This window comes from Rhodococcus sp. 14C212 (assembly GCF_011058195.1).
Classification (GTDB): Bacteria; Actinomycetota; Actinomycetes; order Mycobacteriales; family Mycobacteriaceae; genus Rhodococcus; species Rhodococcus aetherivorans.
The window spans coordinates 1-16,014 of record NZ_JAALEH010000110.1; the positions used below are offsets into that span (position 1 = coordinate 1).

At 73.0% G+C, this 16,014-nt stretch carries 9 protein-coding genes; 3 read left to right on the forward strand and 6 right to left on the reverse strand.

Annotation, left to right across the window (positions count from 1 at the left end; translation table 11 throughout):
• Positions 1-120 precede the first annotated feature (120 nt).
• A complete protein-coding gene (locus G6038_RS27165) occupies positions 121-558 on the reverse strand; it encodes a winged helix DNA-binding protein (protein ID WP_165041534.1) in 438 nt (145 codons plus the stop codon).
• Between the two features lie 76 nt (positions 559-634).
• Here G6038_RS27165 and G6038_RS27170 point away from each other — a divergent pair, with 76 nt between their 5' ends.
• Positions 635-2,470 (forward strand): ABC transporter ATP-binding protein, encoded by a 1,836-nt coding sequence (locus G6038_RS27170; protein ID WP_206025703.1) that lies wholly within the window; start codon positions 635-637, stop codon positions 2,468-2,470.
• Between the two features lie 12 nt (positions 2,471-2,482).
• Here the strand turns inward: G6038_RS27170 and G6038_RS27175 are convergent, their stop codons facing one another.
• Genes G6038_RS27175 through G6038_RS27190 form a run of 4 tightly spaced genes read right to left on the reverse strand, consistent with a single transcriptional unit; the run spans position 2,483 to position 6,755 of the window.
• Complete coding sequence (locus G6038_RS27175; RefSeq protein ID WP_165041538.1) at positions 2,483-3,136, reverse strand: isochorismatase family protein; 654 nt, start codon at positions 3,134-3,136, stop codon at positions 2,483-2,485.
• A 36-nt stretch (positions 3,137-3,172) separates the two neighbouring features.
• Complete coding sequence (locus tag G6038_RS27180; protein ID WP_165041540.1) at positions 3,173-4,822, reverse strand: (2,3-dihydroxybenzoyl)adenylate synthase; 1,650 nt, start codon at positions 4,820-4,822, stop codon at positions 3,173-3,175.
• 20 nt (positions 4,823-4,842) lie between these two features.
• Positions 4,843-5,613, reverse strand: a complete 771-nt coding sequence (locus tag G6038_RS27185) for a 2,3-dihydro-2,3-dihydroxybenzoate dehydrogenase (RefSeq protein WP_165041542.1) — start codon at positions 5,611-5,613, stop codon at positions 4,843-4,845.
• Entirely contained in the window at positions 5,610-6,755 is a 1,146-nt protein-coding gene (locus G6038_RS27190; protein ID WP_165041544.1) for an isochorismate synthase, read from the reverse strand. Before G6038_RS27190 ends, G6038_RS27185 begins: the two co-directional genes overlap by 4 nt.
• A 175-nt stretch (positions 6,756-6,930) precedes the next feature.
• Between G6038_RS27190 and G6038_RS27195 the strand changes: the two genes are divergently transcribed.
• Complete coding sequence (locus G6038_RS27195; RefSeq protein WP_165041546.1) at positions 6,931-14,673, forward strand: non-ribosomal peptide synthetase; 7,743 nt, start codon at positions 6,931-6,933, stop codon at positions 14,671-14,673.
• A gap of 246 nt (positions 14,674-14,919) precedes the next feature.
• Here the strand turns inward: G6038_RS27195 and G6038_RS27200 are convergent, their stop codons facing one another.
• Positions 14,920-15,372: an Lrp/AsnC family transcriptional regulator gene (locus G6038_RS27200; protein ID WP_165041548.1), complete on the reverse strand. Its 453-nt coding sequence runs from the start codon at positions 15,370-15,372 to the stop codon at positions 14,920-14,922.
• Positions 15,373-15,506: 134 nt separating this feature from the next.
• Between G6038_RS27200 and G6038_RS27205 the strand changes: the two genes are divergently transcribed.
• A partial coding sequence (locus G6038_RS27205) for a LysE family translocator (protein WP_165041550.1) occupies positions 15,507-16,014 on the forward strand: 508 nt, incomplete at its 3' end.

Sequence of the window (16,014 nt, forward strand, 5' to 3'; positions counted from 1 at the left end):
CGGTAGACGTCCGCCGGGCGGGGAACGTGAGATCCGAGCGGGAGGTTGTCGCGCCGAGGGGGCGGTTGTCGGTGTCGCCACTCGCACGATGCCGCGACAACGTCCCCCTCGTCGCGAAGATCACCCGTCGGCGAGCTTGGTGAGGAGACGGGCCAGTTCGGTGCGCTCGGGGGCGTCGAGGTGGGCGAAGAACTCGGTGGCCTCGGCGTCGCGCGCGGCGTCGAGTTCGGTGGCGATGCGACGGCCCGCCTCGGTGAGGTGGACGCACACGGCGCGACGGTCGGCGGGGTCGGCGACGCGACGGGTCAGGCCCCGGGCCTCGAGCCGGTCGATCACCTCGGTGGCCGACCGCGGTGCGATGCGCAGGGCCTTGGCGACGTCGCCGAGGCGCAGCGGCTGAGAGGAGTGGCCGACGACGTGCAGCGCGCGGTGCTCGTGCGGGGACAGCTCCCACGGGACGAGGGTGGCGTGCCAGCGGCGTCGCAGCGTGCGGGTGGCCGTCATCAGCAGGTCGCGCAGCGCCGGGTCGGTGGGGGCGTCGGACATGATGCGGATCATACCTCACTTGACGGTTGCCTCTTAGTGAGGCAACCTCAACAAGTACGTTTTGTGCCTCACGAAGGAGGTGATGGGCATGATGCAGCCTCCGCCCGGCGGCGGGCCGGGACCGATGCGGCACGCCAAGCCCGACCCGCGCGACCGCGCCCAGCTCGAGGAATCCCCCGTGAGCGTGCGCCGCATCGGTGCGCTCTTCGCGCCGTACCGCTGGCAGGTCGCGCTCGTCGTCGTGCTCATCGTGGTGTCGTCGGTGATCACGCTCGCCAACCCGTTCCTCGTCCGCACCCTCATCGACCACGCGATTCCCGACCAGGACGTGCCGTTGCTGCTCGGCGCCGTCGGCGCGATGCTCGCCGTCACCGTCGTCGCCTCGATCCTCGGAGTGGTGCAGACGTGGATCTCCACCACGGTGGGCCAGCACGTCATGCACGACCTGCGCACCCGCGTGTTCGACCACCTGCAACGGCAGTCCCTCGGCTTCTTCACCCGCACCCGCGGCGGGGAGATCCAGTCACGCCTGACCAACGACATCGGCGGCATGCAGAACGTCGTCACCTCCACCGCCACCTCGATCGCCGCCAACGTCACCACCGTCGTCGGCACGGCCGTCGCGATGGCGGTGCTCAGCTGGCGGCTGTCGCTGCTGTCCCTGCTGGTGCTGCCGCCGGCGATCTGGCTCACCCGCAAGGTCGCCCTGATGCGCCGCGAGATCACCACCGTGCGCCAGCGTCGCCTCGCCGACATGCAGACCCAGATCGAGGAGAGCCTCTCGCTCAGCGGTGTCCTGCTCGGCAAGACCCTCGGCACCGGCCCGGCCATGTCGACACGCTTCGCCCGCACCTCCACCGAACTGGCCGACCTCGAGGTCCGCTCCCAGCTGTCCGGGCGCTGGCGCATGGCCACGATGAACATCGTCTTCGCCGCCATCCCCGCCCTGCTCTACCTCGTCGCCGGCCTGCCCGCGACATCGGGCGGGATGACCATCGGCACCCTCGTCGCGTTCACCGGCCTGCAGGCCACCCTGTTCCGGCCGCTGATGAGCCTGCTCGACGTGGGCGTGTCGGTCACCGGTTCGCTGGCGCTGTTCAGCCGCATCTTCGAATACCTCGACCTGACCGTCGAGATCGGCGAACCCGCGAAGCCGGTGCGGCTCGACCTCGAGCGCGTCGCCGGCGCCGTGCGGTTCGACGACGTCCGCTTCCGCTACGACGGCGCCGACCGGGACGCGCTGGCCGGCATCACCCTCGACGTGCCCGCCGGATCGCACGTCGCTCTTGTCGGCGAAACAGGTTCGGGCAAGACAACTCTCGGCTCACTCGTCGCCCGGCTGTACGACCCCACGTCGGGGCGGGTGACGATCGACGGCGTCGACGTGCGCGACCTGCCGCTCGCCGACATCGCGAGCCTGGTCGGGGTCGTCTCCCAGGAGACGTACCTGCTGCACGCCACGGTCCGGGAGAACCTGCGCCATGCCGAGCCCGACGCGACGGACGCCGAGATCGAGCAGGCCGCCCGCGCCGCGCACATCCACGAGCTCCTGTCCTCGTTGCCGGACGGCTACGACACCGTCGTCGGGGCGCGCGGACACCGCTTCTCCGGCGGCGAGAAGCAGCGCCTCGCCATCGCCCGCACCCTGCTGCGCGACCCGCGCATTCTGGTGCTCGACGAGGCGACGAGCGCGCTCGACAACGAGACCGAACGCGCGGTGCAGCAGGCCCTGGACGCGGCCCGCCGCGGCCGCACCACCCTCACCGTCGCGCACCGCCTCTCGACGATCCGCGACGCCGACACCATCGTCGTCCTCGACCGCGGCCGCATCGTGGAGCAGGGCAGCCACGACGAACTGCTCGCCCGCGGCGGCAGATACGCCGCGCTCGCGGCTCGCACGGCGCCACAGGAAGTCGGCGTGTAACCTCCCCGCGGATCAGCCGGAGACCGAGAGGATGCCGGTGCGCAGGCTCCGCACCGTCTCCGCCGCCGGCACCACGGCGGCACACCGCGCCGCGAGGTAGTGCAGCGCCTCGGAGTGCTCGCGCCGGGAGAAGTCCGCGACCCCGTCCGCGACGACGAAGACCTGCACGTCCTGCATGAATCCGTCCAGCGCGGTGCTCAGGCACCCGATGTGGGCGTAGACGCCGGTGACGACGAGTTGGTCCCGGCCCCACGCACGCATCCGCTCCCGTAGGTCGGTGCGGATGAACGCGCTGTAGCGCCACTTGGTGAGCCGCACGTCCTCCTCGCGCGGCGCGAGTTCGGCGACGACGGACGTCAGGGCCGGATCGTCGGCCAGGCCGGGACCCCAGAAATCGGTGAGCAGCGCCCGCTCGGCCGGATCCTGGTCGCCGGGCTGGGCGGTGTAGACGACGGGAATGCCCGCCTCGTACGCCGACTGCCGGATCGCGTCGATGTTCGGGACCACCGTCGCCAGCGGATCCGCCGCGCGGTCGAAGGCCCGCACGAAGTACTCCTGCATGTCGTGCACGAGCAGCACCGCCCGCCGCGGGTCGATGGTCCAGCCGACGGTGTTGACGGGCAGGTCGGTCGGCAGGGGATAGGACACGGACTTCGGCAGGGCCATAGCAGGATTCGCTTTCTGTGGTCGAGCGGGGCGGGATCAGTGCTGCAGGGTGGCGGCGAGCGCGCGACGCAGTCCGGCGCGGCTGGTCTTGCCCACCCCGGTGAGGGGGAAGGTGTCGACGAAGACCACCTTGTCGGGGATCTTGTACGCGGCCAGGCCCCGCTCCCGGAGGAAGGCTTTCAGCGCCGGGGCCTTCGGGGCCTCGCCGTCGGCGACGACGAACACACACGTGCGCTCCCCGAGGTAGGCGTCGGGCACGGCCACCACCGCGGCGTCCAGGACCCCGGGGTGGGCGAGCAGGTGGTTTTCCACCTCCTCGGCGGCGATCTTCTCCCCGCCCCGGTTGATCTGGTCCTTCGCGCGGCCCTCGACGACGACGTACCCGTCCTCGGTCAGCCGCACGAGATCGCCGGTGCGGTAGAACCCGTCGGGGGTGAACGCCGTCGCGTTGTGCCCGGGCGTGTCGTAGTAGCCGCGGATCGTGTAGGGACCGCGGGTGAGCAGGTGGCCCGTCGCGCCCGGGGCGACGGGACGGTCGGCGTCGTCGACCACTCGGATCTCGTCGTGCGGGCTGATCGGCCGGCCCTGTGTGCCGACGACGGTGGCCTCGGGGTCGTCGAGCCGGGTGTAGTTGACCAGGCCCTCGGCCATCCCGAACACCTGCTGCAGGGTGCAGCCGAGTTCGGGCGTCACGCGCGCGGCCGCCTCGCCGCCGAACTTCGCGCCCCCCACCTGCAGGACCTGCAGCGACGACAGGTCCCGGTCGATACGGGGCCGCGCCGACAACCACGCCAGTGCGAGCGGGGGCACGAGCGACGCCATGGTGACCCGCTCGCGCTCGATCAGCGCGAAGGCGGTGTCGGGGCTCGGGTCCGGAGCCAGCACGATCGTGCCACCGGCGTGCAGGACCCCGAGGATCCCGGGTGAGCTCATCGGGAAGTTGTGCGCCGCCGGCAGTACCACCAGCATCCGGGTGCCGGCGTCGACGCCGCAGATGCGGGCCGACTCGCGCACCGAGTACAGGTAGTCGGTGTGGGTGCGCGGGATCAGCTTCGGTGTTCCGCTGGTGCCGCCCGAGAGCTGCAGAAAGGCCACGGATTCCGGTTCGACATCGGCGAACTCGCCCGGCTCGCGCTCGCGCAGCGCGTCGAGCGGGGTGAACTCCTGGGCCTCCCCGGCGACGACCACGAGCGGCGGACGGTCGAGATCCGCGCACACCTGCCGGGCCAGGCCGCGGTAGTCGAATCCGCCGTGCTCGCCGGCGATCACGTACGCGGCGGCGTCGGTGAACCGGCAGAAGTACCCGATCTCGGCGCTGCGGTGCGCGGGCAGCGCGAACACCGGCAGCGCACCGAGACGGAACACCGCGAAAACCACCTCGGTGTACTCGACGATGTTGGGCAGCTGCACCAGCACCCGGTCGCCCGGCCGGACACCCGCGGCCGCGAGCCCGGTGGCGATCCGGTCCGCGGCGCCGGTGAGTTCGCGGTAGGTGATGCGGCGTTCGGTGCCGCGGGCGTCACGGCCCACCACGGCGACGCGCTCGCCGTGGCGGTCGGCCCGCACGGACAGGAACCGGACGAACGTCTCGTCCGTCCAGTAACCCGCGGCGCGGTAGAGGTCCGCGAACTCCTGTGGGTAACCGGCGGTGGCGGCCAGGGGAGCCCGGGGGGCGGCGATCGTCACGGAGTTCCTTTCGATCCGGTTCAGGCGCGCAGCGTCGCGCCGCCGTCGACGTACAGGGTCTGCATGGTGATGTGGCGGGCACGGTCGGAGAGCAGGAACTCGACGGCGTCCGCGATGTCGGCGGGGTCGGCGATGCGGCCCAGTGGAATTCCCACCTTGAACGATGCGGCGTCGCCGTCGATCGCGGTGCGGGCGCCCGCGTCGTCGGCCGGATCCGGCCACAGGGACCGTTGCATCGCCGTGTCCGTGGAGCCCGGGGCGACGACGTTGGCGCGGACCCCGAACCGGGCCAGCTCGAGGCCGAGCACACGAACGATCATGTGGGCGGCGGACTTCGACGCACCGTATGCGCCCATCCCGGCGCGGGGCACACCCGCCGAGTTGGAGCCGACCGTGACGATCGCCCCGCGGCGACGCTCGCGCATCCCGTGCCCGACGACGCGCAGCACGTTGATCAGACCGGTGACGTTCACGTCGAACATCCGCTGCCACTCGGCGGGATCGGAGTCGAGCACCGACCCGGTGGCGAAGACACCCGCGACGTGGGCCAGCGCATCGACCGGCCCGTGCTCGGCCTCCACTCGTGCGACCGCCTCGGCGACGCCGGCCGCGTCGCACACGTCGAGACCGTGCACGGAAGCGGCCACGTCGAGCAGCGCGGCGGTCTCGGCGAGGCCGTCGACATCCCGGTCGGCGAGGACGACGCGGTGCCCGGCCTTCGCGAGGGTGAGGGCGGTGGCGCGGCCGATGCCCTGGGCGGCGCCGACGACGAGGGTGACGGACCGGCTCACCGCCGCACCCCCAGCGCCTCGAGCACCGTGCCGAACTTCGTTGTGGTCTCCGCGAGTTCGTCGAGCGGATCCGATCCGGCGACGATGCCGCCACCCGCGTGGGTCGTGAGCGTGGTGCCGTCGGCGTCGAGGACGGCGCAGCGGATCGTCACCATCCATTCGCCGTCGCCGTCCCGGTCGGCCCAGCCGACGGCGCCGGCGTAGAAACCGCGGTCGCCCTCCAGTTCCTGGATCAGCGCCCGGGCGGGGGCGGTCGGCGTGCCGCAGATCGCGGGGGTCGGATGCACGGCCAGGGCGAGGTCGAGGGCGGAGACGGACCGGTCCCGCAACCGGCCCGAGATCGGGGTGCCCAGGTGCCAGAGCTGCCGGGTGCTCGTCAGGGTCGGCGAACCGGGGATGTCGAGGTCGGTGCACAGCGGTTCGAGGCTCGCGCGCAGGGCCTCGACGACGTGGGCGTGCTCGGCGAGATTCTTCTCCGACGCGGCGAGGCGCTGCGCGGTACGCCCGTCGACCTCGGTGTCCGGGTGCCGGGGCGCGGAACCGGCCAGCGGGTGACACGTGACGAGGTCGCCACGGCGCCGGACGAGCACCTCGGGGCTGGAGCCGACCAGGTGCCGGCCGGTCCACGCCCCGCCGGCGGCGGTGAGGTCGACGGCGAAACCGTTGCCGGCGGGATCGTTTCCGGCCAACCGGGCGAGCAGCGACGCCGGGTCGACGGGTGCGTCGGCCCGCAGGAGCAGCGCGCGGGCCAGCACCACCTTCGCCAGGTCGTCGGCCGGGTCGCGCAGTTGCCGCAGCGCCGTGGCCACCCGGTCGAGGTGTTCGTCCTCGGCGGGCAGTGTCGCGGCGATCCGCACGGGCGGCAGCGCGACGGTGACGTCCCCGACGGGGTCCGGCTGGTGCCGCAGCGCGACGGGCGCCGTGAGCGCGGCGCGGTGATCGGGGGCGAACGGTAGCGCGCCGACGACGGCCGCCACCGAGCCGGCGCGCAGCGCGGCCGCGGCCTCGCCGGCCGAGTCGAACCGGGCGTCGACGCCGTCCGCCACGACGGTGCCGTGCGGACGCGACAGCACGAACGGCCCGGCGGTGCCGATCTGCCGCGGGACGGCGGTACCGGGCGCGGCGACGGCCGGTGCTTGCATGTGCGCAGACCTCTCGTAGTGGTGACAGGGACGGTCGCGGTGCCGTGCACCCGACACACGAGAACATATACGGTTAGCCTAACCTTTGGTATCGTCACGTTTCGCGCCGGACCGGCTTCACCTCTCGTGATGGGATACGGCACAGTCGAATTCGACCGTAGAAAGGGGATCGATCGTGCCCACGTCCGGCCCGTCCACCTCGGCATTTCCGCTGACACGGGCCCAGTCCGGCGTATGGTTCGCCCAGCAGCTCGACCCCGCGAACCCCGTCTTCAACACCGCGGAATGCGTCGAACTCCGCGGCGACATCGACGTCGCTGCGGTGACGCGGGCGGCCCGGGAGACCGTCGCCGAAGCCGAGGTGCTCACCGCGGCCTTCGCCGTGGAGGCCGACGGATCGGTCCTCATCCGTCCCGGCGCGCACGAGGCGCCGGAGCCCGCCGTCGTCGATCTGCGCCGCGAGCCCGACCCGGAGGCGGCCGCCCGGCGATGGATGACCGGCGACCACACGCGCGTGCTGGATCCCGCCCGCGAACCGTGCCTGCGCGCCGCCGTGCTCCGTCTCGGCGACCGGCACGCCGTCCTCTACCTGTGCATCCACCACCTGGTGATCGATGCCTACGGCTTCGGCCTGCTCACCCGCCGCATCGCCGAGCGCTACACCGCCGATGTGCTCGGGCTGCCGGTCCCACCGGCCCGGTTCGCCCCGCTCGCCCCCGTCGTCGCCGAGGAGGCCGCCTACCGCGCGTCCGCGGACTTCGCGGCCGACCGGGACTTCTGGGCCGGCTACCTCGACGGCGCCGAGGACGCCGTCACCCTCGCCGACGGTCCCGGCGGCATCGCCGTCCGCTGCCGCGGCGTGCGCCTGACCCTGACCGCCCAACAGCAGCAGGGACTCTCGCGGATCGGCAAGGCCACCGGCGCGAGTTGGGGCGATGTCGTCACCGCCGCCGTCGCCGCGTTCCTGCGCGCCGCGACGGGACGCGGCGACGTGATCGTGGGATTCCCGGTGATGAACCGGCTCGGCAGCGCCGCGACGACCGTGCCGATGTCCGCGGTCAACGTCGTGCCGCTGCGCCTGCGTCCCGAACCCGCCCGCACCCTCGCCGATCTCGTCGGCGAGGTGCGTGCCACCGTGGCGGACTGCCGACCGCACCACCGCTACCGCGGCGAGGACATCCAGAACGACCTGCGCCTGCCGGCAGGCTCCCGGGGCGTCGTCGGGCCGTCCGTCAACGTCAAACCATTCGGCGATCGGCTGCGCTTCGCGGACCTGCACGCCGCGGTGCACTCCGTGGCCCGGGGCCCGCTGCAGGACTTCATGGTGACCGTGCGGCCGCTCGACCACATCGGTGGCCTCGAGGTCTGGGTGGACGCGGATGCCGACGCCTACACCGCCGACGACCTCGCGCGGCACGCCCGCCGGCTCGAACTGCTCCTCACCCAGGTCGCCGCGCTCGCCGATCCGCACCGGCCGCTGGCCCGGCTGCAGATCCTCGGCGCCGGCGAGCGCCGCCGCCTCCTCGTCGAGCGCAGCGGTGACGACCTTCCGGTGCCCACGGACCTCACGCTGCCGGACCTGCTGGCCGCGCAGGTGGCCCGTGACCCGGACGCACCCGCGGTGCGCGATGCCGCCACCGCCCTGACCTTCGGTGAACTGGCCGCGCGCTCGCGCCGGCTCGCCCGTCACCTCCTGAGCCTCGGGCTCGGTCCGCAGCGACGCGTCGCCGTCGCGCTGCCGCGCCGCGCCGACACGCTCGTCGCGCTGTTCGCCGTCCTCGAGGCCGGCGCCACGTGCGTCCCGCTGGACCCCGATCATCCCGCCGAGCGGCTCGCCCACGTGCTCACCGAGACCGCGCCCGGTGTCGTGCTCACCGGCGGCGACGGCGCCGCACGCATCGCCGAGATCTCCTGCACTGCGGGCCTGCCCGATCCGGTGAACCTCGACGGGCTGGACCTGTCCGGCTACGACGCCGAGCCGCTGACCCGCACCGAACGCGGCCGTCCGCTGCACGAGCTCGACGTCGCCTACGTCATCCACACCTCCGGTTCGACCGGCCGGCCCAAGGGCGTGGAGGTCCCGCACCGCGGCGCCGTCAACCTGTTCCACAGCCACCGCGAGCGCGTCTTCTCCCGCGCCCGCGCCGAGGCCGGCCGCGACCGCCTCCGGGTCGGGCACGCCTGGTCGTTCGCGTTCGACGCCTCGTGGGGCCCGCATCTGTGGCTGCTCGACGGACACGAGCTGCGCATCGTCCACGAGGCCACCCAGCGGGACCCGCACCGGCTCGCCGAACTCGCCCGCGACGAGGGCTGGCACTTCGTCGAACTGTCGCCCGCGCAACTCGAGCAGATCGTCGAGGCCGACCTGCTGCCCGCCGGTACCGTGCCGACCCTCGGCTTCGGTGGCGACGCCGTCACCGACACCCTGTGGCGGCGCCTGCGTGAGCGCGGCGCCGCCGCGTTCAACTTCTACGGCCCCACGGAGGGCACCGTCGACGTCCTCGTCGCCGAGGTGGGGGACGCGGCGGAACCCGTGATCGGCCGGCCGGTGGCGAACCTGCGCGCCTACGTGCTCGACGCCGCGCTGAACCCGGTCCCGGAGGGTGTGGACGGCGAACTGTACGTCGCCGGCCCCGGCGTGGTGCGTGGCTACCTCGGTGCGCCCGGCGTGACCGCGGCGCGGTTCGTGGCGAACCCGTTCGGCGGCAGCGAAAGCCGCATGTACCGCACCGGCGACGTGGTGCGGTGGACCGCGGACGGCCGCCTCGTCTACCGCGGCCGCCGGGACGACCAGGTCAAGATCCGCGGCTTCCGCGTCGAACTCGGCGAGGTCGAGGCGGCGCTGCAGGAGCTGCCCGGCGTCACGCGGGCCGTCGCCGTGGCGCGGCCCGACGCCACCGGCACCGCGCGGCTCGTCGCCTACCTGGTGGGCGGCGACGGCGACCCCGCGACGGCCCGCGAGCTCGTAGCGCGGCGGCTGCCGGCGCACATGGTGCCGTCGGCGTTCGTGTTCCTCGACGCGCTGCCGCTCACGTCCAACGGGAAGGTGGACCGCACGTCGCTGCCGGAACCGGACTTCGGGGCTCTCGTCGGCGGCCGCGCGGCCGCCACCGAACGCGAACGCGTGCTGTGCGCCGTGTTCGCGGACGTCCTGGGCCTCGACACCATCGGCGTCGACGACGACTTCTTCCTCCTCGGCGGTCACTCCCTCGCGGCGGCCAAGCTGATCGCGAAGGTCCGCGCCGCGCTCGGCGTGGAACTGCCGATCCGCACCGTCTTCGACCACCCGACCGTCGAGGCGCTCGCCGCGCAGTGCCCCGACGGTGCCGCGGCCCTGCGGATCCCGCTGCGTCCGGTCGAACGCGGCGACCGCGCACCGCTGTCGGCGGGGCAGCAGCGGCTGTGGTTCCAGTTCCGGCTCGAGGGTCCGAGCCCGACCTACAACGTCCCGCTGACGCTGCGCCTGCGCGGCGTCCCCGATCCGGCGGCGCTGCACGAAGCGGTGCGCGCGGTGCTGGACCGGCACGAGATCCTGCGCACCGTGCTCGAGGACCACGACGGCGTCGGCATGCAGCGCGTGCTCGCCGCCCCCGGCGTGCCGTTCACCGCCCGCACCGTCGCGGCGCCCGACCTGGACGCGGCGGTGGCGGCCGAGGCGCGGCACGCGTTCGACCTCGAACGCGAGATCCCGATCAGGGTGGCACTTTTCGGCGACGGAGCCGCGGAGGCCGTGCTGCTGGTGCTCGTGCACCACGTCGCCGCCGACGAGTTGTCCGCCCCGATCCTGCTGCGCGAGCTCGGCGCGGCCTACGCCGCCGCGGCCGCCGGGAGTTCCTGGACGCCGGCGCCGCTGCCGGTGCAGTACGCCGACTTCGCGGTGTGGCACCGCGAGATCCTCGGCGACGGAGAGGGACTCGCCGCCCGCCAGCTCGACTACTGGCGCGCCCGGCTCGACGGGATGCCGGAGGAACTCGATCTGCCCACCGACCGGCCCCGCGGCGCGACGGCCACGTTCGCGGGCGGCACGGTCGAGCGGACGGTCCCGCCGCACGTCGCCGACGCGCTGCGGGCCGTCGCGCGTGGCGCGGGCGCCACGATGTTCATGCTCGTGCACACCGCGGTCGCCGTCGCCCTCGCGCGCAGCGGGGCGGGGGAGGACCTCCCGATCGGCTCGCCCACCGCGGGCCGCCCCGCCGCCGAACTGGACGACCTCGTCGGGTTCTTCGTCAACATGGTGGTTCTGCGGACGGATCTGTCCGGCGATCCCACCCTCGCCGAACTGCTCGCCCGGGTCCGCAGCACCGACCTCGACGCCTACGCGAATCAGGACCTGCCGTTCGACCGGCTCGTCGAGGACCTCAACCCGTCCCGCAGCGCCGGCCGGCACCCGCTGTTCCAGGTGCTCGTGCAGCACCGCACCCCGCCGGTCGTCGACACCTTCGCCGGCCTGGAACCGCGGGTGTCCACCGTTGACACCGGCGCCGCCCTGTTCGACCTGACCTTCGACGTGGTCGAGGACGCGGGCGACGGCCTGCGGGTGCGGGTGGAGTACGCGCGGGACCTGTTCGACCCGGCCACCGCCGAGGCGCTCGCCGCCCGCGTCGTGCGCGCCTTCGAGGCGCTCGCGCAGGATCCGCAGACCCGGCTGTCCGCGCTCGACCTGCTCGCCGACGACGAACGCGACCGGCTCCGCTCCGGCAGCCCGTACGTATGTATGGACGACATCGAAGACGTCGGCGTGGACACCCTGGGCGGGCTGTTCAGCCGCCAGGCGCGGCGCACCCCGACCGCGACCGCGCTGGTCACGGCCACCGGGACGCTCACCTTCGAGGAACTGCACGCCCGTACCAGTCGGCTGGCGCGGCACCTGATCCGCCGTGGCGTGGGACCGGAGACGGTGGTCGGACTGATGCTGCCGCGCGGCACCGACGCGATCGTCGCGGCCCTCGCGGTGTGGCAGGCCGGCGGCGCCTACGTGCCGATCGATCCCGGGTACCCGCTCGAGCGCATCGAGCACCTGCTCGCCGACTCGAGGCCCGTCCTCGTCCTCGACGAGGACGCGCTCGCCGCGGTGGACCCCGCGCTGCCGGACACCCCGCTCGAGCCGGGCGAGCGTCTCGGCGCCGTCTCCGGCGACGGGGCGGCCTACGTGGTCTACACCTCCGGCTCGACCGGGCTCCCCAAGGGCGTCGTGGTGCCGCACCGCGGCGTCGTGAACCTGGTCGCGACCCAGCGGCGCCGCACCGTCGGCCGCGCCGAGGACCGGCCGCTGCGGGTGCTGCTGACCTACGCGCTGTCGTTCGACTCCTCGATCGACCCGCTGCTGTCCATGCTCGCCGGGCACACGCTGTACCTGCCGGACGCCGACCTGCTCGCCGACGCCGCCGCCACCGTCGCCTACGTGCGCACCCACCGCATCGACGCCGTCGACTGCGTACCGCTGCTCATGACCGAACTGCTCGCCGCCGGCCTGTGCGAGCCCGCGGCGCCGCACCGCCCGGGCCTGCTCGCCGTCGGCGGCGAGGCCGTGTCCGCGGACCTGTGGTCGGCGCTCGGCGCGTTCGACGGGGTGCGGGCGCTGAACATGTACGGCCCCACCGAATGCACGGTCGACGCCACGGTCGCCGAGATCCGCGGAGCGCGCCCGCACATCGGGGCCCCGATCGACGGCGCCCGGGTGTACGTGCTCGACGAGCGCCTGCGCCTCGTGCCGGCGGGCGTGGCCGGGGAGCTGTACGTCGGCGGGCCCGGCGTGACCCGCGGCTACCTGAACCGCCCGGGTCCGAGTGCCGCACGCTACGTGGCCGATCCGTTCGGTGCTTCCGGAACCCGGCTCTACCGCACCGGCGATCGGGTGCGGTGGATCGACGCGGGCGGCGACCGTCCGGTCCTCGAATATCTCGGCCGCAGCGACGATCAGGTCAAGATCCGCGGGTTCCGCATCGAGCTCGGCGAGATCGAGGCCGCGCTGTCGGCGCACCCGGCGGTCGCGGGCTGCGTGGTCGTGGCCCGGGAGGACGAGCCGGGCCGCCGCCGGCTCGTCGGCTATGTCGCCGGCGCCGGAGCAGATCCGGAAGTGTTGCGGCAGCACGTGTCCCGCCGTCTGCCCGAGCACATGGTGCCGGCCGCGATCGTGGTGCTCGACGAGTTCCCGGTCACCCCCAACGGCAAGGTCGATCGGCGGGCGCTGCCCGCCCCGGTGTTCGCGTCCGCCGGGGCGTCCCGGGCCCCGGCGAACGATCTCGAGCGGCGCCTGTGCGCGGTGGTGGCCGAGGTGCTGCGCCTCGACGCGATCGGACCCGACGACGACTTCTTCTCCCTCGGCGGTGATTCCATCGTCTCGATCCAGCTCGTGTCGAGAGCCCGGGCGGCGGGACTGCGCTTCGCCGCCCGCGACGTCTTCGAGCACCGCACCCCGGCGGGGCTGGCCCGTATCGTGCAGGTCGACACGGCACCGGACGCGACGGAACGCACCGCCGCCCTGGGCCTCGTCCCGGCGACCCCGATCGTGCACGACCTCCTCGACCGCGGCGGCCCCTACCGTAGATTCGCCCAGACCCGGCTGCTGATCGCACCCCCCGGACTCGACGTCGCCACCCTGGTCGGCGCGGTGGGCCGGGTGCTTGCGGGGCACGACGCCCTGCGTGCCGTGTTCGGTCCGGCGGCAAGGACATTCGACGTCCGTGCCGCGGACGTCGTCGATCCGGCCGCGCTTGTCAGACGGGTGGACGTCCGGGGACTCGACGAGCGGGCCCGCTCGTCGGTGCTGGCCGAGGAGACCGACGTCGCCTGTGCCGCCCTGGATCCCGAGACCGGTGACATGATGCGGGTGGTCTTCTTCGACGCCGGGCCGGGCCGTCCGGGCCGGATCCTGATGGTGGTGCATCACCTGGTGATGGACGGGGTCTCGTGGCGGATCCTGGTCCCGGACCTGGCCGTCGCGTGCGAGGGCGCCGAACCGGCCGGCGGGGGAACGCCGCTGCGGGCGTGGGCGCGGGGGGTTCTCGACCAGGCTCCGGCGCGGCGCGGCGAACTGGGGTTATGGCACCGCGCCCTCGAACCGTCCGGATGCGTGCGGATCGCGGGGCGGCGGGTGGATCCCGTCCGCGACACGATGGCGACGGTCTCGCGGGTGCAGGTGCAGGTCCCGGCGTCGGTGACCGAGGCGCTGCTGACGACGGTGCCGGAGCGCTTCCGCGCCGGCGTCGACGACGTGCTGCTCACCGCGCTGGCGCTGACGGTCGGCCGGGTGTGCGGCGGCGGGGCGGTCCCGGTGGACCGGGAGGGGCACGGACGCGAGGAGCAGGTGGTGCCCGGCGCCGACCTGTCCCGCACCGTCGGCTGGTTCACCACCCTGTATCCGGTCCGCCTCGACGTCTCCGGGGTGGATCTCGCCGAGGCGTTCGCCGGCGGCGACTGCGCCGGGGTGGCGCTCAAGCTCGTCAAGGAGCAACTGCGGGAGATCCCGGACAACGGAATCGGATTCGGCATGCTTCGTCACCTAGACCCCGAGTCCGGGACCGAACTCGGGGCCGCACCGGCCCCGGAGATCGGGTTCAACTACCTCGGCCGGCTGACCCTCGGCGAGGGGGACGGCGGACCATGGACGGCTGCTCCGGAGGCCGGCGTGCTCGGCGGCACCACCGACGAGGCGATGCCGGTGAGCCACGCGATCGAGGTCGGCGCCGTCACCGAGGAGACGCCGGCCGGACCGGTGCTCCGCGCGACATGGGGTTACGCCACCGGCGTCGTGACGCCGTCCGTCGTCGCCGAGTTGGCGCACGGCTGGGTCGCGGCGCTGTGTGCGCTCGCCGACCACGCCGCGCGCGACGACGCCGGTGGCTTCACCCCCTCCGATCTGACGCTGAGCGACCTCGACCAGTCCGAAATCGACGAGTTCGCCCTGGAGTTCGGGTGAGTTTCTCTGCACTGGGCAAGGAGGCGCGCCGCATCACTGATTCGGACGGTCGACAGCGGAGTAGCGGCTTGCCCTTCGATCGCCCCGCCGATCGACCGCAGATGCTGCCGGAACGTGAGTTCTGTGTCCGACTCTCGGACTCGGCAACGTCGCCGGCGCGGTCCGGCGGGACGGCCAGGACACCGTCTTTCCTGAGGCGTCAATGCGCTCCGGAACCGCGTAGGCCACGGAGCAGTGGTCGGGGCCCTACAGGGGCAGGGGACGGTTGTCCACCACGCTTTTCATGACGAGAGTGGAGCTGAGGCGCCCGACGCCGGGGAGGGTGGCGAGGGATTCGTCGTAGAGCTTTTGAAAGGCGGGCAGGTCGCGGGTGATTACCCGCAGGAGGTAGTCGGGGTCGCCGAACAGTCGTTGCGCCTGCAGGACATGGGGTATGGCGGCGACGGCCGGTTCGAATGCCTCGAGGGTGTCGCGGTCGACGGTGCGCATGGTGACGAAGACGAGTGCCTCGAACGTCAGGCCCAGGGCGCCGGCGTCGAGCTGGGCGCGGTAACCGGTGATCGCGCCGGAGCTCTCCAGCGCGCGTAGGCGGCGGTGACAGGGCGAGATGCTGAGCTGGACCCGATCGGCGAGTTCGGTGACGGTGAGCCGCCCGTCTCGTTGGAGCTCGGCAAGGATCTTCTTGTCGACGTTGTCCATGTGGAAGATTTTCCCCCAAAAGTCCGGTTGTTGTGAAATCTATGGGAACGAATTCCAGGTCGATCTCCCTAATCTCTCTATCGGGAACCGCCAGGCGTCCTGGCGGTCCGAGAGCGTGAAGGATGAGTGAGGTCATGGCGGTCGGTACCGTTGCCGCGTTCTGGGCGGTGTCGTTTCTGTTCGTGCTGACGCCGGGGGCGGATTGGGCGTACGCGATCGTGGCGGGGCTGCGGCACCGCACCGTGGTGCCCGCGGTCGGTGGGATGTTGTCGGGGCATCTGGCAATGACCGCGGTGGTGGCGACCGGCGTCGCGGCGCTGGTGGCCCGTTCGCCGTGGGTGCTGACCGCGTTGACGGCGGTCGGGGCGGCGTACCTGGTGTGGCTGGGGATCACGATGCTCGTCAAGCCCTCGGCTCTGCCGCAGGCCGGGGCGGAGCAGGCACCGGAATCGTGGGTGCGGCAGGCGGTCAAGGGTCTGGGGACCAGCGGGCTGAATCCGAAGGTGCTTCTGCTGTTCCTGGCGCTGTTGCCACAGTTCACCGACACGGACGCGCGGTGGCCCCTCGCGGTGCAGATCGTGCTGCTGGGTGTGGTGCACACGGTCAGCTGCGCGGTGGTCTACACGGGGGTGGGGACGGGGG

Coding starts and splice junctions, on each gene's coding strand:
- G6038_RS27170 (WP_206025703.1), top strand. CDS start 635: ATGATGCAGCCTCCGCCCGGCGGCGGGCCGGGACCGATGCGGCACGCC.
- G6038_RS27190 (WP_165041544.1), bottom strand. CDS start 6,755: ATGCAAGCACCGGCCGTCGCCGCGCCCGGTACCGCCGTCCCGCGGCAG.
- G6038_RS27200 (WP_165041548.1), bottom strand. CDS start 15,372: ATGGACAACGTCGACAAGAAGATCCTTGCCGAGCTCCAACGAGACGGG.
- G6038_RS27165 (WP_165041534.1), bottom strand. CDS start 558: ATGATCCGCATCATGTCCGACGCCCCCACCGACCCGGCGCTGCGCGAC.
- G6038_RS27175 (WP_165041538.1), bottom strand. CDS start 3,136: ATGGCCCTGCCGAAGTCCGTGTCCTATCCCCTGCCGACCGACCTGCCC.